Consider the following 22,094-nt stretch of genomic DNA (forward strand, 5'->3'; position numbering starts at 1 on the left):
TGCACGTGTTCCGCGTCCGCGATCCGTTCCGCCGGGCCCAGCTGGCGATTGCCGCGCTGTTCTGCTTCCTCGGGTTCCAGTACGGCACCTGGGCGTCGCGGCTGCCCACCATCAAGGCCCACCTGGGCCTGAGCGCGGCGCAAGTGGGCCTGCTGCTGATGGCCACCGGCGTGGGCGCGGCGGCCTCCTTCCCGCTGGTGACGCTGCTGATGAAGCGGCTGGGCTCGCGGCGCCTGGCGGTCCTCTCGGCGCTCTGCCTGGGCGTGATCCTGCTCGCGATGGCCGAGTTGCCGAACTATCCGGTCGCGCTGCTGGTGATGTGCTGCGACGGCGTGGCCGTCGGGGCGTTGAACGTGGCGATGAACGCGCAGGGTGCCGCACTGGAGGTCAGGTACCAGCGCACCGCGATGGCCAAGCTGCACGCGACCTTCAGCGCCGGATCGCTGTGCGCCGCGCTGCTCGCCTCGGGCCTGACCGGTTTCGCCTCGGCGCTGGTGGCGCACTTCGGCGCGGCCGCCGTCCTGCTGCTCCTGCTGATCGGCTACGCCCGACCCGGACTGCTGGCGGAGGATCAGCAGCCCGCCACGGCTGAGGAGAAGAAGACCCGCCGGGCCTGGAGCCTGCCCGCCAGGCTGACGCTCTGGATGGGCTGCGCCATGGCGTTCGGCACGGTGACCGAGGGCGCGATGAACGACTGGTCGGCGCTCTACCTGAAGGATGTCGCCGACGCGGCCTCGGCGCTGGCGCCGATGGGCATCGCGGTGGTCTCGGTGATGATGGTGCTGGCGCGGCTGTTCGCCGACGGCTGGCGCGAACGCTGGGGCGACGGGCGGATCGTGCGGGCCGGCAGCGCGCTGGCCGGGGTCGGCCTGGCGCTCGCCCTGCTGGCCGGCGGGCTGGTGCCGGCGCTGCTCGGGTTCGCCTGCGTCGGGCTCGGCATCGCGGCCGTGACGCCCTGCGTGTACGTGGCCGCCGCGCGGCAGGGCGCGGGCGCGCTGGCGCTGGTCGCCGCGATGGGCACGGTGGGCCTGCTGGCCGGACCGGCGGTGATCGGGTTCATCGCCAACGGCAGCGGCCTGGTCTGGGGGATGGGCGCGGTGGCGGCCTCGGCGATCGTGGTCTCGCTCTGCGCCACCCGGATCCGCTGGCCGGCCCGCGCCGAGCAGCCGCCGGCACCGGCCGAGGCCGCGGCGGTCCACTGACCGAGATCGCGCGTTTTCCCAGTGACACGGAGGTGTCAGGTGCCCTACATTCCGGGTCAAGCCGATCACCATGGGCGTTGCTCGGCGTGCGCGCCAGCCGTCGGCCGGCGCGTTGCGGCGCCGCTGGGATCCCTGCCTGTGCCGGAGTCGCCCCATGTCCACCGAACCTGACGCGCCGCCAGCGCCTTCGGGCCAGCTGCCGGTCGTCACCCCCGCGCGCGTGCTGGCCGGGATCAGCCTGGCCGTCCCGGTCGTCGCGCTGCTCTGGGTCTCGTCGTACGCCTCGCTCACGCCGAGGCTCGGCGGGATCCCGTTCTTCTACTGGTACCAGATCCTCTGGATCCCGGTCTCGGCGCTCTTCACGGGCTCCGCCTACCTGCTGCTGAACCACGACGCGCGGCAGCGCAAGGCCGCCCGAGGAGGTGCGCGATGAACCACGGCGTGAACACGGTCGCCCTGGTGGTGTTCGTCTTCTTCTTCCTGCTGGTCACCGTGATGGGCTTCCTGGCCTCGCGCTGGCGGCGCACCGGCAACGAGCTGCATCTGCACGAATGGGGCCTGGGCGGCCGCAGCTTCGGGACCTGGGTCACCTGGTTCCTGCTCGGCGGCGACCTCTACACCGCGTACACCTTCATCGCGGTACCGGCGGCGATCTACGGCGCGGGGGCCTCGGGCTTCTTCGCGGTGCCGTACACGATCATCGCCTACCCGCTGGTCTTCCTCTTCCTGCCCCGGCTCTGGTCGGTCGCCCGGGTGCACGGGTACGTCACCCCGGCCGACTTCGTGCGCGGCCGGTACGGCTCGCGGGCGCTGTCGCTGGCCGTGGCGGTGACCGGGATCCTGGCCACCATGCCGTACATCGCGCTGCAACTGGTCGGCATCCAGGCGGTGCTGGACACACTCGGGGTGGGCGGCGGGGCGAACGCCAACTGGTTCGTCAAGGACCTGCCGCTCTTCCTGGCCTTCGCGGTCCTGGCCGCCTACACCTACTCCTCCGGGCTGCGGGCGCCCGCGCTGATCGCCTTCGTCAAGGACATCCTGGTCTACATCGTGATCATCGTCGCGGTGATCTACCTGCCGATGCGCCTGGGCGGCTACGGGCACATCTTCGACGCGGCCGCGAAGAAGATGAGCACCGTCAATCCGGTCACCCACCAGCCGGTCGGCTCGATGGTCAGCGGCCCGAAGGCGCAGTGGGGGTACGCGACGCTGGCACTCGGCTCGGCGCTGGCGCTCTTCATGTACCCGCACACGGTCACCGGCGTGCTGGCCGCCAAGTCGCGCACCACCGTGCGCCGCAACATGGCGATCCTGCCCGCGTACTCGCTGATGCTCGGGCTGCTCGCGCTGCTCGGCTTCCTGGCCATCGCGGCCGGGGTGGGCAAGGGCGTCAAGGGCTACAACCCGCAGCTGGCGGTGCCGCAGCTGTTCGCCGGGCTGTTCCCCGACTGGTTCACCGGGGTGGCCTTCGCGGCGATCGGGATCGGCGCGCTGGTGCCGGCCGCGATCATGTCGATCGCGGCGGCGAACCTGTTCACCCGCAACATCTACAAGGAGTTCCTGCGGCCCGCCGCCACCCCCGAGCAGGAGACCAAGGTCGCCAAACTGGTCTCGCTGCTGGTGAAGGTCGGCGCGCTGGTCTTCGTGCTCGGGATGGACAAGCAGCTCGCGATCAACCTCCAGCTGCTCGGCGGGATCTGGATCCTGCAGACCTTCGTCTCGGTGGTCGCCGGGCTGTTCACCCGCTGGTTCCACCGCTGGGCGCTGCTGGCCGGCTGGCTGGTCGGCATGGTCTACGGGACCTGGAAGGCGTACGGCATCGCCTCGCCCGCGACCAAGCACTTCGGCGGGTCCAGCGCGACGATCCCGGGAATCGGCGAGATCGGCTACATCGGGCTGACCGCCTTCGTGCTCAACGTCCTGGTCTCGGTGGTGCTGACCCTGGTGTTCAAGGCGACCAAGACGCCCGAGGGCGTGGACGAGACCGCTGCGGCGGACTACAGCGCGGAGGAGGGCGACCCCGAGCTTTCCGGCGCGCCCCAGCCGGTCGCGGCGCATTAAGCGCCCCGTCGCGCGCCCTGTGATCGCGCCGTCACCTCGCTCAACACTGAGGAGGTGGCGGCGCGATCATAGGTATGGACAACCGGTGGTAGCCGCCTGCTGTGCGCCAGACCGGCCTCAGACAGACCCGAGGCAGGCCCGAGACACCGCCCCAGACGGGCTCTAGACACCAACGGGGAGCAACGCCATGCCAGAGCTGAGCACCATCCTCAACGGCCGCCCGCGGCAGGACACCCCCACGGCCGGCGCGGCGGCCGCCGCCGGGTCCACCGCCGCCCTCGCCCTGCCCTCCCTGCTGATCGCCACCCGGCACGGCGAGAGCACCGCCAACGTGGAGTTCCAGCTGGCCGAGGCCACCGGCGCGCTGGACGTGCCGATCACCTGCCGCGACGCCGACATCCCGCTCTCGATACGCGGGCAGTCCCAGGCCCAGGCGTTCGGCCGCTGGTGGGCCGAACTGCCCAGCGCCGACCGGCCGCGCACGGTGTGGTGCTCGCCCTACCTGCGCACCACCGAGACCGCGCGGATCGCGATCGCCCAGGCGGCCGGGCTCGGCGCGGTGCCGGTGGGGCTGGCGGTGCGCCAGGACGAGCGGCTGCGGGACCGGGAGCTGGGCATCCTGGAGATGCTCACGGCGGCGGCGATCGAGAAGCGGCATCCCGAAGAGGCGGCCCGGCGGCGCAAGATGGGCGAGCTGTACTACCGGCCGCCGGGCGGCGAGAGCTGGTCGGATGTGGCGCTGCGGGTGCGCGACTGCCTGCGTGACCTCTGCGCGGAGGAGGCCGGGCGCCCGGTGCTGCTGGTGGCGCACGACACCGTGGTGCTGCTGCTGCGCTACGTGCTGGAGCGGCTCACCGAGCAGCGGCTGCCGGAGCTCGCGCCGGTGCTCAACTGCTCGGCCAGCGTGTGGCGTCCGGCGAACGGGCGGCTGCAGCCGGAGCTGTGGAACGCGACGGGGCACCTGGCGTAGGGGCGGAGCCGTCGGGGTAGCGGGGCCGGCGCCGCAGCGCGCAGGAGCGGTGCGCGAAAGGGTGGCGGCCCAGCAGGGAAGTGCACAGGGAACTGCGCAGTCTTGCGCGTTTTGGCGACTCTCTTGACATGAATGAGCGTCAAGGATGCACTGGTTGCGCGCTTCCCCCTGCCCCCACGCCCAGAAGGAGCCGCCATGCCCTCGGCACGTCGTGCCCTCGGCCAGCTCGTCACCGCCTGCGCCCTGCTCGCCCTCCCGCTGGCCGGCGCCGTCACCCCCGCCTCGGCCGCTTCCACCGCTCCGGCCGCTGCGGCCGCTCCCGTTCTGGCCGCCACCCCGCCGATGGGCTGGAACGACTGGGCGCACTACCAGTGCGGGATCGACGAATCGACCATCACCGGCAACGCCGACGCGCTGGTGAGCAGCGGCCTGGCCGCCAAGGGCTACACCACCGTCACCGTGGACGACTGCTGGATGGCGAGCAGCCGCGACGGCAACGGGACCCTGGTCGCCGACCCGGTCAAGTTCCCGCACGGGATGGCCTGGCTGGGCAGCTATCTGCACAGCCGGGGCCTGAAGTTCGGCATCTACGAGGACGCCGGCTCGAACACCTGCGGCGGCTACCCCGGCAGCGGACAGCCGAACGGCGGCGGCGCGGACCACTTCGCGCAGGACGCCGCGACCTTCGCCGCCTGGGGTGTGGACTACCTCAAGCTGGACGGCTGCAACGTGTGGACGGCGCCGGGCCAGACCCAGGAGCAGGCCTACCGCCAGGCCTACGACGCCGAGGCGGCCGCGCTGGGCGCCAGCGGCCGGGCGATCACCTTCTCGGAGTCCGCGCCGGCCTACTTCCAGAGCGGCGAGTGGGGCAACCCGAGCTGGTTCTCGGTGCTCGGCTGGGTCGGCCAGGACGGCCAGCTCTGGCGCGAGGGCTATGACATCGCCACCTTCGACGCCAACAACCCGAGCGCCTCGCGCTGGAGTTCGGTGCTCTCCAACTACGGCTACAACCGCTGGATCGGCCGCTACGCCAAGCCCGGCAACTGGAACGACCCGGACTTCCTGATCGCCGGGGACGGCGGCCTGACCGCCGACGAATCCCGCAGCCAGGTCGCGCTCTGGTCGATGATGGCCGCGCCGATGATCCTCTCCTCGGACGTCGCCAACCTCTCCCCCACCGCACTGGCCGCGCTCGGCAACACCGACCTGGTCGCCGTCGACCAGGACAGCGCGGGCAAGCAGGCCGGCGTGGTCTCCACGGACGGCAACACCGACGTGCTGGCCCGGCCACTGGCGAACGGCGACCGCGCGGTGGCCGTGCTCAACCGCACCGGCAGCGCCCGTTCGGTCAGCACCACGCTGGCCTCGGTCGGCCTGCCCGGCTGCACGGTGAGCGCCAAGGACCTGTGGACCGGCGCGAGTTCGACCACCTCCTCGGCGCTCACCGCCACCGTCCCCGCGCACGGCACCGCGATCTGGCGGCTCACCCCGCACGGCTGCGCGGCCCCCGTGCCCACCGGCCAGTTGACCGGCAACGGCGCCAAGTGCGCCGACGACTCGGGCAGTTCGACGACGGACGGCAACCCGGTGATCCTCTACGGCTGCACCGGCAACCCGAACCAGCGCTGGACGCTGAACACTGACGGGAGTATCACCACGCTCGGCAAGTGCCTGACCGCCGCCGGCAGTTCGGCCGGCTCCTGGGTGACGCTGAGCGGCTGCGGCGCGAGCGGCCAGCAGTGGACCGCGCAGCCGGACGGCACGCTGGTGGCCGCGAGTTCCGGGCTCTGCCTGGACGTCCACGGCGGCGGCACGGCGGACAGCACCCGACTGGACGTCTGGACCTGCGGCGACCACCAGGCGAACCAGGCCTGGTCCCTGCCGGTCTGACGGTTCGTCCGGGCACCGCTGCCACCCGCGCCCGGGGCGGGTGGCAGCGGTGCCCGGCGCGTCAGGCCTGTTGTGGCAGGCCGAGGAAGTCGGCCAGCTGCTCGACCGCCTGTGCGAAGAACGCGTCGTTCGACTCCAGCATGCCGTCCAGCTGCCCGAAGAGCTCGAACCCGACCAGCCCGCACAACTGCGTCCAGGCGGTCACCGCCCGGGCCGCCACGCCCTGCGGCAGCTCCGGTGCCTGCTGGGCGGCCAACCGGGCCAGCGGCGCGGAGAGCGCCGGGGGCTGCGGGCCGCCGGCGGCCTGCGCCGGGCCCAGAGCGGTGGCACGGAGCACGCCGAGCACGGCGAGCGGGATCCGGGCGGCCGGCGCGAGGGCCTCCGCAGGCGCCTGGTAGCCGGGCACCGGGCTGCCGTAGAGCAGCGCGTACTCGTGCGGGCGCGCCCTGGCCCAGTCGCGCAGCGCCGAGCAGTACGCCCGCCAGCGGACCCGGGAGTCACCGCCGGGAACCCCACCACCCACCACCGCCACCGCGCGCTCGACCGCCTCGGCCAGCTCGCTCCGGGCGTCCGCGATCAGCGCGGTCAGCAGCTCGTCCCGGCTCGGGAAGTACCGGTAGAGCGCCGAGGAGGCCATCCCGAGCTCCCGCGCGACGGCCCGCAGCGAGAGCCGCTGGGCACCGTCCCGCGCCAGCTGGCGCCGCGCCTCGCGCTTGATCTCCCTGGTGAGTTCCGCCCGCGCCCGCTCCCGGGCCCCTCGAATCGCCGCAGCCGCCATGCCGCCCAGCCTGCCAGGCCACCGGCGAGCACACCGCTCTCGCCCCGGCCCGGCGCGGCGGCCGCCCGGCACCCGTGCCGCCGGCTCCGAGCCGGATCTTGGCACACTGGTTCGATGGACATCCTCATCCGCACCGCGACCGCAGCAGATCTCGACCCCGCGGGCGCGCTGACCGTCGAGGCCTTCGTCGGCGATGGCCACACCCAGCCCGGCACCCCGTACGTCCCGCTGCTCGCCGACGCCCACCGCCGCGCCACCGAAGCCGAACTGCTGGTCGCCGTCGACCCCGCCGACCTCTCCGCCGGCCCCACCGGACGGGTCCTCGGCTGCGTCACCTTCGCCGTCGGCGGCACCGAATGGGCCGACATCGCCACCCCCGAGGAGGGCGAGATACGGATGCTGGCCGCCTCCCCCGCCGCCCGCGGCCGCGGCGTCGGCGAGGCCCTGGTCCGCACCTGCGTCCAGCGCAGCCTCGACCTCGGCCTGACCGGGATGGCCTTCTCCACCCGCCCCGGCATGAAGGCCGCCCACCGCATCTACGAGCGGGTCGGCTTCCGGCGCGCCCCGGAGCGGGACTGGTACCCGCGGCCGGAGATCGAACTGTGGGTGTACAGCCTGTCCTTCTGACCGTCGGTCGAACGACGGAGTCGGTCCCCCCGTCCGCGTTCCCGCCGAGCCGGCGGCCGCCGGCGGTGCGGACGACGGACCGTGCCCCGGGGCTGCGTTGACACCCGCCACCGCCGGCCCCGGCGGAGCTGTGCGGAACAGAGTTCGGCCCTAACGATTGGGGCCGCGCGGATCATGTTCTAGCATCCGGTCTATGACTGACGGCACGGAACACCGGGGAGAGTCCGCCGCCCCCGCCCAGCAGCCCGCGTTCCCCTCGCAGGAGCGGGGGACGGACGCGGCCGGGACAGCACCGGGCGCACCCGGTGCGTACGGCTACCCGCAGCCCCCGACCCTGCCGGAGGCCCAGCCGCCCTACGGCTACCCGCAGCCCGGCAACCCCTACGCGCAGCAGCAACCCGCGCAGGCCGGCCCCGCGGCTCCCGCCGGCGCCCAGCAGCCGGCACCCACGCCGTTCCCGGCGCCCGCGTTCGCCGCGCAGCCGCAGCCCGGGCCGCCGCCGGCCCAGAACTCCCTGCTGCCCGCCGGGCAGGCCCCGGACTGGGAGGCGATGGCCAGCCGGAACGAGAGCCAGGCCCGGCGCAAGCGACGGATGCTGACGATCGGCATCGTGGTGGTCGCCTGCGTGCTCGGCGTCGGCGCCGGCACTCTGGTGATCAGCGGTCTGGGCAAGGGCGGTGGCAAGCCGAAGGTCGTCACGACCGGTGCCGCTTCCCCGTCGGCACACCCCAACTCCACGCTGCCGGCCAGCTCGCCGACCGTGCCCGGCCAGCCGAACCTGCTCGCCGACCACTCCGGCCAGGCCAACGTGGCGCTCGGTCCGGACTCCCAGGTGAACCAGGTCACCGGCGGCTACGCGGTGCGGTTCAAGGCCGACAGCAACTCCTTCGCGCAGTCCGCCAACCAGGTGGTGGACGTGACCCGGAGCTTCAGCGTCTCGGCCTGGGTGGAGAACGAGGCGGCCGACGGTCCGCGGATCGCGATCAGCCAGGGTGACGGGGTGTCGTACTCCTTCGAACTCGGACTCGACGCGGCGAACGGCCAGAAGAGCTGGGTCTTCCGGGTCCAGACCGCCGACGGCGGAAACGACAGCAGCGCGGTGCAGGCTTCGTCGGCGAGCGCCTCCGCGGTCGGCCAGTGGTCGCTGCTGACCGGCGTCTACGACGCCAACCTGCACAGCATCACGCTCTACGTCAACGGGCAGCCCGCCCAGACCACTCCGCTCCCGGGCGCCGGCGCGGTCTGGGCCGGTCCCGGTCCGCTGCAGTTGGGGCGCAGCCGCGAGCACGCCCAGTGGGGCAGCATGTGGGCCGGTGTGATCGGCCACATCCTGGTCTGGGACCAGGCGCTGAGCCCGACCCAGGTGGCGGACCTGAAGAACGGCGGCACCGGCCAGTCCGCGAAGCCGATCGCCTCCTGGCTGGTCGGCTGAGCCGCACGGCCTTCGGGCAGCCGGGCGACCGCGGTCGCCCGGCTGCCCGGCCGTCAGCGGTCGGTCGAGCAGGCGTCGGCGAGCGCCCGGGAAATCAACGGCTTCCGCCGGTCGCCGTACGGCGCACCGCGTCTGAGGCCTGGTCAGCCCGCTGATCGCCCGACGATCCCGCCAGCGGATGGGGTTGACAGATGATCGGGACATAAGCATGGGCTAAAGTGACGGTCCGCGGGGGCCGCAATCACCTGCCGTGACGGCAGTCGCACCAGGGCCACCCGCAGACCATCGGGGCGCAGCAGCGCTGCCGCCCCATCCGCAGCAGCCGCATACCGGGGGCCTTTCGTGAACACGCTGTCGATCGTCATACCAGCGCTCAACGAGGCCCCCAACCTGGCCACGGTGATGGCTTCCGTGCCGGTCGACGCGCTCGCCGAGGCCGGCTGGCAGACCGAGATCCTGGTGGTCGACAACGCCTCCACCGACGACACCGCCGAGGTGGCCCGCTCCCTCGGGGCCCGGGTGGTCTCGCAGCCCGCCCGCGGCTACGGCAACGCCTACCTGGCCGGGTTCACGGCCGCCAGCGGCGACGTGATCGCCACCGGGGACGCCGACTGCACCTACCCGTTCGACGCGCTACCGCAGTTGCTGCGGACCCTGGTCGAGCAGGACGTCGAGTTCCTGACCACCGATCGACTGGGCCGGGAGAACCGCGAGGCGATGAAGCGCTCGCACACCATGGCGAACCACGCGCTCAGCGCGCTGAGCCGGCTGCTCTTCCGCAACGGGCTGCGCGACTCGCAGTCCGGCATGTGGATCTTCCGGCGGCACGTCTGGCACGGACTCGACGTCCGCTCCACCGGAATGGCCTTCTCCCAGGAGATCAAGAACGCCGCCACCCGTGCCGGCTACCGCTTCCTGGAGGTGCCGATCGAGTACCGCCAGCGCGGTGGCGAGGTGAAGCTGAACGCGCTGCCGGACGGCGTGGCGAACCTGCGCCAGCTCTTCGAGCACCGCTTCCGCCGGTCGACCCAGCCTGGTGCTGAGCAGCCTGGTGCGGAGCAGCCGATTCCGGAGCAGCGCGGCGCGGAGCAGCGCGATGTGGCGCGGCCGGACGCGGAGCAGTCGGATCCGGAGCAGCCGAGCGTGGAGCAGTCGGGTCCGGAACAGCCCGGCGCCGAGCAGTCCGGCGCAGGCCGGCCGGATCAAGGGCAGGTCGCGCTTCCGACGCAGCGTAAGTTCGAGTCGGTATGAGCAGAGGACGGGATGAACCGGGCAAAGCGGCAGCGGGGGAGCGACCAGCCGCGCGAGCGTCCGTCGACGCCGACCCCGATCAGCCCGACGGCGCCACCGCGCAGGCTCGGGAGCAGGACCCGGAGCAGGCCGAGGCCCCCGACGAGGACCAGGCCGAGGACCAGGCCCCCGAGTCGCCCACGCCCCGCCCCGCCCGGGGTTCGGCCTCCCGCCGGGGACGCCGGCGGCGGGGGGCGGGCCCGCGCACCAAGGTCGCCGCCGCGCTGCTGGCCGTGCTCGCGCTGGTCGGTCTGGGCGGCTGGCTCTGGTCGGTCCCCACCCTGCGCTCCCAGGTGCTCGACTCCTTCACCGAGCGCGGCAGCTCCTTCACCGAGCTCTACTTCACCACGGACCCCACCATCCAGGGCGCCACCGTGGTGGTACCGATCACGGTGACCGACCACGGCACGGGTGCCCGGTCCTATCAACTGAAGGTGACGCTAGAATCCCCGAACGGTTCGGCTTCGGCCACCGACACGGTGAGCCTGGTACCGAAGGACGGCACCCCGGTGCCAGTCGTCGTGCGCCTGCAGACGAATGACGCTGCGGCCATGGTGCGGGTCGACCTGCTGGGCCATCCGCAGACCCTGCACTTCCACTTCGGGAAGCAGCCGACCGCCAACCCCTGAGCCCTGGAACCTCCCTGATGCGCACGATCCTGCAGGTCACCCCCTACTACCCGCCCCACCTGGGCGGGTTGGAGCGCGTGGTGCAGCACCTGGCGCACGAGCTGGCACCGCGGCACCGGGTGCGGGTGGTCACCACCACGCTCGGGGCGGGCGGCTCCGGGCGGCTCGCCACGGCGGACGGCGTGACGGTCCGCCGGCACCGCGCCCTCGAGCTGGCGCACACCCCGCTGGCCCCCGGCCTGCCCGGTTCCCTGCTGCGCGCACCCCGCTCAGCCGTGCTGCACCTGCACTGCGCGCACGCCTTGCTGCCGGAGCTGGTCGCGCTGACCGCCCGGCTGCGCGGGCAGCGCTACCTGCTCCACTTCCACCTGGACGTCGATGCCTCGGGGCCGCTCGGCCGGTTGCTGCCGCTCTACAAGAAGCACCTCTTCGGCCGGGTGCTGCGTGGCGCGGCCGCGGTGGCGGTACTGACCGAGGCCCAGGGCGAGTTCGTCCGCGCGACCTACCGGGTCCCCGCCGAGCGGATCTTCGTCGTGCCCAACGGGGTGGGCGAGGAGTACTTCATGGCCCCCCGCCCGGCCTCCCGCCCGGCCTCCCGCGCGGAGCACGGCGAGCCGCTGCGGCTGCTCTTCGTCGGGCGGCTGGGCGCGCAGAAGAACGTCGCCCGGCTGCTGACCGCGCTGAGCCTGGTGCGCGAGCCAGTGCGGCTGCGCGTCGTCGGGGACGGCGAGTTGCGCGGGCAGCTGGTCGAGCAGGCGGCCCGGCTAGGGCTGGGCGAGCGGGTGGAGTTCGCCGGCGGGCTGCTCGGCGCCGAGTTGCTGGACGCCTACGCCCGGGCGGACGCCTTCGTGCTGCCCTCCGACAAGGAGGGCATGCCGCTGGCCGTGCTGGAGGCGATGGCCGCGGCGCTGCCGGTGCTGGCCACCGAAGTGCCCGGGAGCGCGGAACTGGTGCGCGGCGTCGGCCTGCTGGCCGCCCCGGAGCCGGCCGCACTGGCCGCCGCGATCGACCGGCTGGCCGGCGATGCCGAGCTGCGGGCGCAGTTGGCCGAGCGCAGCGCCGAGACGGCGCGGCGGTACTCCTGGGCTGCGGTGGCCGAGCGGGTCGAGCAGATCTACGACGCGGTCTTCGGCATCGCGACACCGACCAGCACAGCGCCGACCGGGGCGGCCGGATGAGCGCCCTCGGCACCCGCGCCGCGAAGTCCGCGCCGCCCGCCACGGGCACCCCGAGCGGACGGAGCACGCCCACCCGCTCCGGCAGCCGGCGCCGCGCGCTGCCGAGCCCGCTGACCGGCCGGCTCGGCGGCCCGCCGAGCGAGCTGCTGCGCGGCCGCCAAGCCCTGCTGCTCTCCGTCGGACTCGCCTGCGTGCTCGAGCAGCTGCCCGGCACGCCCGGACTGCTCCGCACCCTGGCCGGGTTGTGGCTGCTCTTCGGCGCCCCGACCACGCTCTGGCGCGGAACGGCAGCCAAGGCGGTCTCCGGACGCGACGCGAACCTGCTGCTCGCCGTCGGCCTGGCGGTCATCACCGACCTGGTCACCGCCCTCGGCGTCAATACGCTGCTCCCCCGGTTCGGCGACGCCCACCCGCTCACCCGCACCGCGCTGACCGGCGCCACCACGCTGGTGCTGATCGTGCTCGGCACCGTGCTGCCCGAGGAGCCACGGGCCCAGGCGCCGCCACGCCGACTCGTCGAGCGGCTGGCCGCGTTGCCGATCGGACGACGGCCACCCGGCCTGCTCCCGGTGGCGGGTCTGGGCGCGCTCACCCTGCTGCTCTCCGTCGCCGGGCCGATCCGGCTCAACAACGGCCACCGCGGCACCGTCAGCGTGCTCGCCCTGGTCGCCATCGCGGCCCTGCTGCTCCTGCTGCTGCTCCGCCGCCGGCGCTATTCGCCGGCGGTGCTGCAGAGCGGCCTGTTCGTCGCCGCAACCGGCCTGCTGCTGCTGAACTCGCTGCGCGGCTGGTACCTGACCGGGCACGACATCCAGCGCGAGTACGAGTACTTCCGGCTCACCCTGGGCGGCTCGCTGTGGAACGTCTCCACCTACCCGGACGCCTACAACGCCTGTCTGAGCATCACCCTGCTACCGGTCAGCGTGGTGCGCCTGACCTCGATCCAGGACATCTACGTCTTCAAGTTCGTGCTGCCGGTGCTCTTCGCGCTGACCCCGGTGATGGTCTTCCGCTCGGTGCGCAACGTCGCGCCGCAGCTGGTGGCCCTGCTGTCGGCGCTGTACTTCATGGCGTTCCCGACCTTCTTCACCGACATGACCTTCCTCGGCCGCCAGGAGGTCGCCTTCGTCCTGCTCGGCTGCGCGCTGCTGGTGCTCACCGACGCCGGACGCCCGCTGCGCGCCCGCCGGATCGCCTTCTGCGTGCTGCTCGGCGGCATCGTGCTGTCGCACTACTCGACCACCTACGTGGTGGTCGCGGTCCTCGGCATCGCGGTCGGCACCGACCTGCTCTGGCGGCTGATCAGCCGGCTGGCCGAGCGGCGCGGGCGGCGCCGACGGCCCCGGATCGTGGGCGGGCCGCACGCCAGGTCCTTCATCACCTGGTGGATGGTGCTGCTGCCCGCCGCGGCGGCGCTGCTCTGGGCCGGCCCGGTGACCCACACCAGCGGCCAGCTGCACAACACCCTGAGCGCCGCCTACCAGCAGCTCACCCACCTCGGGGGCGGCGGCGGCAAGAGCGGCTCATCGGACACCCGGTACAGCCTCTTCGGCGGCAACCAGGTCAGCCCGCAGCAGCGGCTGACCGCCTACCAGCAGCAGACGATCACGCAGACCGCGCAGCAGCGGGCGGCCGGCGCCTACCTGCCGCTGAAGACCGTCGAGGCCTACCCGGTCACCGCCATCGCGCCGCCGAACCTGCCGCTGACCTGGGCAGGGCAGGCGTTGAAGGCCACCGGCCTCGACGTGGTCGGCCTGAACGGGATGCTGCGCCAGGGCGCCGCCACGCTGCTCCAACTCCTCCTGCTGCTCGGGGTGGTGGTGACGCTGCGGGCCCGGCGCCGGGGATTTCGGCCGCTGCGCGACCAGGTCACCCTGACGGCCGGCGCGCTCGGGGTGATCGCCCTGCTCACCGTGGTCCCGCAACTCTCGGTCGACTACAGCGTGCTGCGCGCCTTCCAGCAGGGCCTGTTCTTCTTCGCCCCGTTCATCGCGGCCGGCACGCTCTGGGTGGTCCGGTTCGCCGGACGGCGGGCGGTACCGATCGCCTGCGCCCTGGTCCTCGGGCTCTTCCTGGACCTGACCGGCGTGGTGCCGCAGCTGCTCGGCGGCTATCCGGCGCAGCTGCAGCTCAACAACGCGGGCCAGTACTACGACATCTACTACCCGACCACCGAGGAGCGGCTGGCCGCCTACCGGCTGGAGCAGGACATCGCCGACCAGAAGCCGGTGCCGGTGGTCCAGGCCGAGTCCTACACCTTCGGGCGGCTGCAGACCCTGATCACCGGTCCGGCGATCGGCGACGTCTTCCCGACCGAGCTGGGCACCAATCCGTACGTCCTGTTGGGCAGCACCACGGTCCGCAGCGGCGAGGTGACCTTCTCCTACCAGGGCGACCTGGTCACCTACCGCTACCCGAAGGGCCTGCTCGACTCCACCAAGAACGAGATCTACAGCAGCGAAGGGGCGGAGATCTACAAATGAGGCCGTACCGGGTTCTGCTGGTCAGCCACTACTACCCGCCGCACCTGGGCGGGATCGAGAACGTGGTCCGCCAGGAAGCGCTGCACCTGGCCGCGCGGGGCGTCGAGGTCACCGTGCTGACCAGCGGCGAGCGCGCCGAGGTCGGCACGGCGGACGGCGTGCGGGTGGTCCGGGTGGCCGCCTGGAACGGCATCGAGCAGCGGGCCGGGGTGCCCTTCCCGGTGCTCTCCCCCGCCTTGCTGAGCGCCGCGCTGCGCTGGGCCCGCTGGGCGGACGTCGTCCACCTGCACGACTGCCTCTACCTGACCAGCTGGGCCGCCGGAGCGGCCGCCGCGCTGACCCGCACGCCGCACCTGCTGACCCAGCACGTCGCCCTGGTCGAGCACCCCTCGCCGCTGGTCCGCGGCGTGCAGCGGGTGGTGTACGCGGTGGCAGGGCGGGCACTGCTGCGCCGGGCCCGGCGGGTGCTGACCCTGAACGCCTCGGTGGCAGACTTCGTCCGCGGCTACGGCGCGCGGCCCGAACGGGTCGGGCACCTGCCGAACGGCGTGGACACCGCGCTGTTCCGCCCGGTCGGCTCGGCCGCCGAACAGGCCGCCGCCCGGGCCCGGTTCGGCCTGCCCGCCGAGGGGGTGCTGGTGCTCTTCGCCGGGCGGCTGGTCCCGAAGAAGGGGTACCAGCTGCTGCTCGACGCGCACGACCCGGCGGCGGGCTACCAATTGGTCTTCGCGGGGGACGGCGACGCCGCCGCGCTGCGCGGCCGGGCCGGCGTGCACCACCTGGGCACCCTGGCACCCGAGGCGCTGGCCGAGGCCTACCGCGCCTGCGACGTCTTCGCGCTGCCGTCCACCGCCGAGGGCTTCCCGCTCACCGTGCAGGAGGCGATGGCCTCCGGGCTGCCGGTCCTCACCACCGACGACCCCGGCTACGCGCCGTACGAGCTGGACCGCACGCAGGTGCGGCTGCTGCCCCGGCAGCGGGACGCGCTGCGCGCCGCGCTCGCCGAGCTGGCCGCGGACGAGCAGCTGCGCGCCCGGATGGGCCGCTGGTCCCGCGAGCACGCGGCCGCGGCCTTCGGCTGGCCTCAGCATGCCGAGCGGCTGCTGACCCACTACCAGGACGGCCCCCACCCCGACGAGCAGCACCCCGACGACCAGCACCCCGACGACCAGCACCCGGGCAGCCAGGACCAGGCCGGCCGTGGCTAAACACCGGGGCAAGCACGCCCGGCCGCCGGACCAGGTGTACCGCAGCTCGTTCTTCCTGCTCTCCGCGACGGTCACCACCGCCGCGCTCGGCTTCGTCTTCTGGGTGCTGGTGGCCCGCCTCTACTCGCCCTCCCAGGTGGGCCTGGCCACCTCGCTGATCTCGGCGACCTCGCTGATCTCGTACCTGAGCCTGTTCGGCCTGAACAGCACGCTGATCCGGTTCCCGGCCCCGCCCGAAGCCCGCAACGCCCAGGTCAGCCAGTCGATCGCGCTGGTCGCACTGGTCGCCGCCGTCGTCGGCACCGGCTACCTGCTGGGGCTGCCGCTGTACGGCCCGAAGCTGCTCTTCGTGCGCGAACACCTGGTCCAGGCCGTGGTCTTCGTGCTCTTCTGCGTCTGCTCCGCGATCAACCTGCTGACCGACTCGGTCTTCATCAGCGCCCGACTGCCGCAGTACAACGTGCTGGTGGACGGCCTGCTGCAGGGGCTGGCCAAGCTCGCGCTGCCGATCGCGCTGACCGGGTTCGGGGTCTTCGGCATCTTCGGCTCGACCGGCGGCGGCTACCTGGTGGCGGTGGCCGCCTCGATCCTGCTGATGCGGCGCAAGCTGGGCTTCCGCCTGGACCTGCGGGCCCGCGGCACCCGGCTGCGCGAACAGTTGGGCTTCTCGGTCGCCAACTACCTGTCCAGCCTGCTCAACCTGGCCCCGCAGCTGGCGATCCCGCTGATCGTGCTGCAGCGGCTGGGCGAGGCGGCGGCCGGCTACTACTACGTGGCCTTCCAGATCGCCAGCCTGCTCAACGCGGTCTCCTTCTCGGTCGGCGAGGCGGTCTTCGCCGAGGCCTCCAACGACCCCGCGCGGATCAAGGTCCTGCTGCGCCGCTCCGCCGTGATCATGGCGGGCGCCCAGCTGCCGGCCGCGGCGGCGGTGGCCGGCGCCGGCGGGCTGCTGCTGGCCCTGTTCGGCGGCGAGTACACCGCCCGGGCCCGGCCGTTGCTGCTCGTCTTCGCCCTCGCCGCGCTCGCCGTGGCACTGAACACCTGGACCAGCTTCGCGCTCAAGCTGACCCGGCAGATGGGAGCCCTGGTGCTGAGCAACACCGTCTACGCGGTCGTCGCGATCGGCCTCGCGGTGCTCTGGGCCCCGCGCGGCCTACCCTGGCTCGGCTGGTCCTGGGCGGCCGGGAACCTGGTCTCCGGACTGGTCGCGCTGGTCGCGCTGCTGGGCAGGCGGCGCGCCCGGCAGAGCGCCGCGCAGCCGGCGGCGCAGGCGGTGGCGCTGTGAGGATCCTGCAGATCGTCAACCTCGGTTTCGAGGCGGGCGGTGCCGAGAAGAGCGTGCGGCTGATCACCGAGGGCCTGACCGGACGCGGCCACCAGGTGCGGGTGATCGCCACCGACCTGCTGGCCGACGGCCAACAGCTCTTCGCCGACGAACTGGTCCCGGGTATCGCCGGCCACCCGGTGCGCCGGCTGCTGGCCAAGGCCTGGTACCGGAGCGGCTACCAGCAGGTGCGGCGGACCGTCGAGGAGTTCCGCCCCGACTGCGTACACCTGCACACCATCGGCGAGTTCAGTCCCTCGGTGCTCTCCGCCACCCGCGGCGTGCCGCGGCTGCTCACCGTGCACGGCCCCGAGGACTGGACCCTGCGGCTGCTGCGCTGGAACCTGCCGAGCGCCGCCGCCGGCGGTCGGCTGAGCCCGGCGGACACCGCCCGCTACCTCTACCTGCGACTGCTCCAGCGGCCCGGCTACCTGCCCCGACTGCGCCGGCTGGACCGGGTCCTGGCGCCCAGCCGCCACTTCGCCGAGGCGGTGCGGCGCGATGTGGGCCGGGTACCGGTGCACGTGCTGCCCAACGGGATCGAGCCCGGCCCGGCGCCGGCCCCGCTCGGCGACCCCGAGCAGCTGGTCTTCGTCGGGCGGCTGGAGCCGGTCAAGGGCGTGCGGGTGCTGCTCGACGCCTTTCGGGAACTGATCAGGAATCACCCAGGCGCGCGCCTTACCATCGTGGGCGACGGATCGGCGCGGGCGGCTCTGCAGGCCGCGGCCGCCGACCTGGTCGCCGAGGGCAGCGTGGCCTTCACCGGCTGGCTGCCACCGGACGGGGTGCGCGAGCGGATCCGCACCGCCGCCGTGGTGGTGCTGCCCTCGCTCTGGCCGGAGAACTTCCCCACCGTGGCACTGGAGGCGCTGCAGTTGGGGCGCCCGCTGGTGGCCAGCGCGGTCGGTGGTCTACCCGAGCTGGTCGGGCCGGACAACGGCCTGCTGGTGCCGCCCGGCGACCCCGGCGCACTGGCCTCGGCCCTGGGCCAGCTGCTGGGCCGACCCGAGCTGCTGGCCGGCCTGGGCGCGGGCTCGGCGGCCCGAGCCGGGCGGTACGGGGTCGCGGAGTTCCTCGATGCCCTGGAGCGGCACTACCACGAGGTCAGCGGCAACACGGGCGAGCCCGCGACGAGAGGACAAGGGGAAGGCAGCGCATGAGAATCCTGGTCGTCAATGCCTTCCGGCGCGACAACCGAGGCGATGCGGCCCTGCTCAGCGTGCTGCTGTGCCAGCTCGCCGAGGCCTACCCCGGTGCTCTGATCGAGATCGCCGGCTTCGAGTCCCCGCGCCAGTGGCCCAGCTTCGACGGAGTCCCCAACCTGGGCTCGATCCGCCGGTACGTGGGTGACGAGGAGGTCCCCCGGGCCCGGCGGATCGGCCGCAAGCTGCTCGCCTGCGCACTGGCCGGGCTCGCCGCCCTGCCCGGCAGCGGATGGGCGCTGCGCGCGCTGGCCGGGATCCTGCCGACCGAGATCCGGGCCGAGGTGCGCGCGCTGGGCGCGGCCGACCTGGTGCTCGGGGTGGGCGGCGGCCACTTCAACGGGCGGGCCGACCTGCCCAGCGACCTGAGCATCTTCTTCCTGGTGCTGCCGCTCTGGCTGGCCCGCCGGTTCCGGGTGCCGGTGATCCTGGCACCGCAGTCCTTCGGTCCGTTCCCCACCCGGGCACAGCGGCTGATGGTCCGGCACGCTCTCGCCTCGTGCCACCGCGTGGTGGCCCGCGAGTCGATCAGCGTGCACCGGCTCGCCGAGGTCGGGGTACCCGGCACCAACGTGGTGCGCGGCGTGGACAGCGCCTTCGCGTTCCGCGGCCGCTCGCGGCGCGACTGGCGCACCGCGCTGGCGATCGGACCGGCCACCCCGCTGGTCCTGGTGACGGCGCGGCAGTTCCTGCTCAGCGAGGCCCAGCACGGGTACGAGCGGGCGATGGCGACGGCGATCACCCACCTGCTCGACCGGGGCTGCGCCGTGGTGCTGGCCCCGCAGGTCACCTGCGCCTACCAGGACGACGACGACCGGATCGTCAACGCCCGGATCGCCGCACTGGCGGCCGACCCACGGTTGCGCGTGCTGGACGACGGCGAGTTGGACCACCACGAGATCTTCGCGCTCTACCAGGCCGCGGACTTCATCCTGGGCACCCGCTTCCACTCGGTGATCTTCGGGCTGATCGCCCAGGTCCCGTGCGCGGCGATCGAGTACGACCACAAGACCCGCGGCATCATGGCCGACCTGAGTCTGGAGCACTGGGTGCTCCCGATGGCCGAGGCCGACCCCGACGCCCTGATCGCGCTGCTCGACCGGCTGCTCGCCGAGGGCGCCGGCTACCGGCGCTACCTGGCCGCCGAGATACCCCGCTACGCGGCCCGGGCGGACGACTTCGTCGACCTGCTCCGTGCCGAACTGCCGCCCGCCGACCCGGTATCGGCCGGGTCGCCGGCCCAACCCCAGGAGGCGCTGGCGTGATGGACCGCCGGACCGTGGCCGTCGTGACGCCCTACTACCCGCCGAAGGTCGGCGGGGTGGAGAACTACGCGGCCCGGATCGCCCGCGCCCTGGCCGACTCCCCCGACCTGTGCCCCGTGGTGCTGACCAGCCGCCAGGGCGGCCTGCGCAGCACCGTGCGGATCGAGGACGGCGTGCGGGTGGTGCGGCTGGCCGCCTGGCTGCGGCTCTCCAACACCCCGCTCAGCCCGCTCTGGCCGCTCCAGCTGCGCCGCTGGCTGCGCCGCACCGGAGCCGAGCTGGTCAACGCCCACGCGCCGGTGCCGGGGTTGGGCGACCTCGCGGTCGCGGTGGCCGGGCGGCGACCCACCGTGCTGACCTACCACGCCGGTTCGATGCACAAGGGCGAGCCTGGCAGCGGCGTGGCCGACCGGCTGATCGGCTGGTACGAACGTCTGCTGCTGCCCCGGGTCTTCGCGCGTGCCACCAGGCTGGTCGCGGTCTCCCCGGTCTCGCTCGCGGCCGGGCACCCGCACGCGACGCAGATCACCCCCGGGGTGGACACCACCCGGTTCACCCCCGGGCCGGCCGCCTCGACCAGGGCACCGGTGGTGCTCTACGTGGGCCGGCTCGACCGCTCCTCGGCCTGGAAGGGCGTGGACGTCCTGCTGCACGCCTTCGCCCAGCTCACCGACGTCCCCGGGGCGCGGCTGCGGCTGGTCGGCGGCGGCGACGCGCTGCCCGACCTGCTCGCGCTGGCCGAGCGGCTGGGCATCGCCGACCGGGTCGTCGCCGAGGGCGAACTGGGCGGCACCGCGCTGGTGACGGCGATGCGCGAGGCCGCCGTGCTCACGCTGCCGTCCCGGACCGAGGCGGAGTCCTTCGGGACGGCCCTGGTCGAGGCGATGGCCTGCGCCACCCCGGTGGTCGGTTCGGCGGTCGGCGGCATCCCGCACGTGGTGACGGACCGTCACAACGGGCTGCTGGTGCCGCCCGGCGACCCGGCAGCACTGGCCGCCGCACTGAGCGAGCTGCTGACCGACGGCCCGCTCGCCGACCGGCTCGGTGCGGCCGGGCGGCGGCGCGCCAAGGAGCGCTACGACTGGGACGAGCTGACCGACCGCTACCTGGAGCTGTTCCGCACCGTCCTTCAGCCGCCCTGCGACGACCCCTTCTCGTAGGCGCCGATCGCGTCCTTCAGGGCGCCCAGCGCCGGCTTGGGGCTGCCGTCGTAGCGGCGCAGTCCGTAGAACTCCGAGCGGTGCTGCTTGTCGGAGGCCTGCCCGGTGTCCTGGTCGGAGAACCAGAAGACGGCCGCCACATGGGGGTTGGCGGCGGCGGCGCGAATGGTGTCGGAAGCGATCGCGGCCTGGTACTGCTCGGTCACGTGGGTGGTCTGCGGGGTGATGTTCGTCCCGTCGGTGACGGTACCGGGGCCGTTGGTCGCAGCGCCCGTCTCGGTGATCCAGATCGGCATGTTCGGCGTGCCGTACGTGGTCAGGATCGCCACCAGGTTGCCCGGGGTGCTGCTGATGTCCTCCATCGCGGTGCCGAAGGAGGTCTTGGCGCTCGGCAGGTAGGGATAGGTGTACGGGTGGTAGCTGATCGCGTCGACCAGCTTGTTGGCGCCCAGCTTGCAGACCGCGGTGAGGAAGTCGCCCTGCGAGACGTAGCCGGTGTCCTGACCGGTGCTCACCGCCGCCAGCCCGCCGAGCAGGATGTAGGCCTTGGGGTCGGCCGCGCGCAGCGCCTTGCTGGTGTCGGCGAGCAACTGGGTGTACGCGGCCGGGTCCGGGGCCGGGGCCCAGAACGGGATGTTCGGCTCGTTCCAGACCTCCCAGGTGTGGATGCCCTGCGGCGCGTACCGCTTGGCGGCCGCCGTGGCGAAGGCGGCGAACGCGGCCGGGTTGGCCGGCGGGCAGGAGTTGTCGTCCGTACAGCCCGCCTTGCGGGCCCACTTCGGCGTGTAGCCGATGGTGGGCAGCACCTCCAGCCCGCGGGCCTTGGCGGCGCTGAGCACCCGGTCGAACCGCTGCCACTCGTAGGTCTTCGAGCTGTCCGGCTGGATGTCGTCCCAGGACAGGTCGACCCGGACCCACTTGGCCCCGGTGTCCACCGCGTCGCCCAGGCCGGTGGCCAGGCCCGGGTCGTCCTTCCAGGTGAGCGTGTCCCCGTAGGAGATGCCGATCCGCAGCGGCTTGCCCGGGTCCCCCGCCTGGCTCGGCGGCGCCGAGGCGGCGGCGTCCGGCGCCGGCTTGGCGGTGGCCCGGACGGAGGGTGAGGCCGGGGTGGCGGTGCCGGCCAGGACAGTCGCGACCGCCGATACGATGAACGCCACCACCGCTGCCAGCAGGCGCTGCCTTCTCCCCGTGTGCTTCACCATGCCGCACAGCCTAGACCGGCGGCATGAGTCCGCAGCCTCCCGGGGCGGGCCGCACCGCGCCCGCTCCAACGGCCGCGGCGGGCACGCCGGGTAGCTCCTCGGCGTCACCCGGTGTTCACCTCCACCTTGTGCACGACACTACATATGGGGTGCCTCGAAGGGGGCACCACTACATGTATGCTCACTCTCGCTG

18 protein-coding genes are annotated in these 22,094 nt (G+C 73.3%); 16 read left to right on the top strand and 2 right to left on the bottom strand.

Features of this window, described 5'->3' with window-relative positions; all coding sequences use genetic code 11:
* Positions 1 to 5 precede the first annotated feature (5 nt).
* The 5 genes from P3T41_RS03650 to P3T41_RS03670 all read left to right on the top strand — a co-directional run bounded on the left by P3T41_RS03650 (position 6) and on the right by P3T41_RS03670 (position 6,123).
* A complete protein-coding gene (locus P3T41_RS03650; protein ID WP_280688012.1) occupies positions 6 to 1,202 on the top strand; it encodes an MFS transporter in 1,197 nt (398 codons plus the stop codon).
* 154 nt (positions 1,203 to 1,356) lie between these two features.
* A complete protein-coding gene (locus tag P3T41_RS03655; RefSeq protein WP_280687534.1) occupies positions 1,357 to 1,635 on the top strand; it encodes a DUF3311 domain-containing protein in 279 nt (92 codons plus the stop codon).
* Positions 1,632 to 3,263, top strand: coding sequence for a sodium:solute symporter (locus tag P3T41_RS03660; RefSeq protein WP_280687535.1), 1,632 nt, complete (start codon positions 1,632 to 1,634; stop codon positions 3,261 to 3,263). The genes P3T41_RS03655 and P3T41_RS03660 overlap by 4 nt, the downstream gene beginning before the upstream one ends.
* Positions 3,264 to 3,450: 187 nt before the next feature.
* A complete protein-coding gene (locus P3T41_RS03665) occupies positions 3,451 to 4,233 on the top strand; it encodes a histidine phosphatase family protein (RefSeq protein ID WP_280687537.1) in 783 nt (260 codons plus the stop codon).
* 195 nt (positions 4,234 to 4,428) lie between these two features.
* Positions 4,429 to 6,123 (top strand): ricin-type beta-trefoil lectin domain protein, encoded by a 1,695-nt coding sequence (locus P3T41_RS03670; protein ID WP_280687539.1) that lies wholly within the window; start codon positions 4,429 to 4,431, stop codon positions 6,121 to 6,123.
* A 61-nt stretch (positions 6,124 to 6,184) separates the two neighbouring features.
* On the opposite strand, the gene P3T41_RS03675 is transcribed toward P3T41_RS03670, so the two are convergent.
* Positions 6,185 to 6,901 carry a TetR/AcrR family transcriptional regulator gene (locus tag P3T41_RS03675; RefSeq protein WP_280687541.1) on the bottom strand — a complete coding sequence of 239 codons (717 nt, stop codon included), beginning with the start codon at positions 6,899 to 6,901 and terminating at the stop codon, positions 6,185 to 6,187.
* 114 nt (positions 6,902 to 7,015) lie between these two features.
* On the opposite strand from P3T41_RS03675, the gene P3T41_RS03680 reads away from it, so the two are divergent.
* The 11 genes from P3T41_RS03680 to P3T41_RS03730 all read left to right on the top strand — a co-directional run bounded on the left by P3T41_RS03680 (position 7,016) and on the right by P3T41_RS03730 (position 20,699).
* Entirely contained in the window at positions 7,016 to 7,528 is a 513-nt protein-coding gene (locus P3T41_RS03680) for an N-acetyltransferase (RefSeq protein ID WP_280687543.1), read from the top strand.
* A gap of 193 nt (positions 7,529 to 7,721) precedes the next feature.
* Positions 7,722 to 8,960, top strand: a complete 1,239-nt coding sequence (locus P3T41_RS03685) for a LamG domain-containing protein (protein ID WP_280687544.1) — start codon at positions 7,722 to 7,724, stop codon at positions 8,958 to 8,960.
* Positions 8,961 to 9,302: 342 nt separating this feature from the next.
* Positions 9,303 to 10,211: a glycosyltransferase family 2 protein gene (locus P3T41_RS03690; protein ID WP_280687546.1), complete on the top strand. Its 909-nt coding sequence runs from the start codon at positions 9,303 to 9,305 to the stop codon at positions 10,209 to 10,211.
* The gene (locus P3T41_RS03695; RefSeq protein ID WP_280687548.1) at positions 10,208 to 10,879 is read left to right on the top strand and encodes a hypothetical protein; all 672 of its coding nucleotides are present in this window, start codon (positions 10,208 to 10,210) and stop codon (positions 10,877 to 10,879) included. The genes P3T41_RS03690 and P3T41_RS03695 overlap by 4 nt, the downstream gene beginning before the upstream one ends.
* A gap of 17 nt (positions 10,880 to 10,896) precedes the next feature.
* Complete coding sequence (locus tag P3T41_RS03700) at positions 10,897 to 12,057, top strand: glycosyltransferase family 4 protein (protein ID WP_280687550.1); 1,161 nt, start codon at positions 10,897 to 10,899, stop codon at positions 12,055 to 12,057.
* Positions 12,054 to 14,540, top strand: a complete 2,487-nt coding sequence (locus tag P3T41_RS03705) for a hypothetical protein (protein ID WP_280687551.1) — start codon at positions 12,054 to 12,056, stop codon at positions 14,538 to 14,540. Before P3T41_RS03700 ends, P3T41_RS03705 begins: the two co-directional genes overlap by 4 nt.
* Positions 14,537 to 15,748, top strand: a complete 1,212-nt coding sequence (locus tag P3T41_RS03710) for a glycosyltransferase family 4 protein (protein WP_280687553.1) — start codon at positions 14,537 to 14,539, stop codon at positions 15,746 to 15,748. Before P3T41_RS03705 ends, P3T41_RS03710 begins: the two co-directional genes overlap by 4 nt.
* Entirely contained in the window at positions 15,741 to 17,033 is a 1,293-nt protein-coding gene (locus P3T41_RS03715; protein WP_280687554.1) for an oligosaccharide flippase family protein, read from the top strand. Before P3T41_RS03710 ends, P3T41_RS03715 begins: the two co-directional genes overlap by 8 nt.
* Entirely contained in the window at positions 17,030 to 18,232 is a 1,203-nt protein-coding gene (locus P3T41_RS03720) for a glycosyltransferase family 4 protein (protein WP_280687556.1), read from the top strand. Before P3T41_RS03715 ends, P3T41_RS03720 begins: the two co-directional genes overlap by 4 nt.
* Positions 18,229 to 19,539, top strand: coding sequence for a polysaccharide pyruvyl transferase family protein (locus P3T41_RS03725; RefSeq protein WP_280687558.1), 1,311 nt, complete (start codon positions 18,229 to 18,231; stop codon positions 19,537 to 19,539). The genes P3T41_RS03720 and P3T41_RS03725 overlap by 4 nt, the downstream gene beginning before the upstream one ends.
* Positions 19,539 to 20,699, top strand: a complete 1,161-nt coding sequence (locus P3T41_RS03730) for a glycosyltransferase family 4 protein (RefSeq protein WP_280687560.1) — start codon at positions 19,539 to 19,541, stop codon at positions 20,697 to 20,699. The genes P3T41_RS03725 and P3T41_RS03730 overlap by 1 nt, the downstream gene beginning before the upstream one ends.
* On the opposite strand, the gene P3T41_RS03735 is transcribed toward P3T41_RS03730, so the two are convergent.
* On the bottom strand, positions 20,669 to 21,901 hold the full coding sequence (locus P3T41_RS03735) for a cellulase family glycosylhydrolase (protein WP_280687562.1): 1,233 nt from the start codon (positions 21,899 to 21,901) through the stop codon (positions 20,669 to 20,671). The two genes, P3T41_RS03730 and P3T41_RS03735, sit on opposite strands and share 31 nt — an antisense overlap.
* Between the last annotated feature and the right edge of the window lie 193 nt (positions 21,902 to 22,094).

Origin of the sequence: Kitasatospora sp. GAS204B, assembly GCF_029892155.1 — a bacterium.
Lineage (GTDB): Bacteria > Actinomycetota > Actinomycetes > Streptomycetales > Streptomycetaceae > Kitasatospora.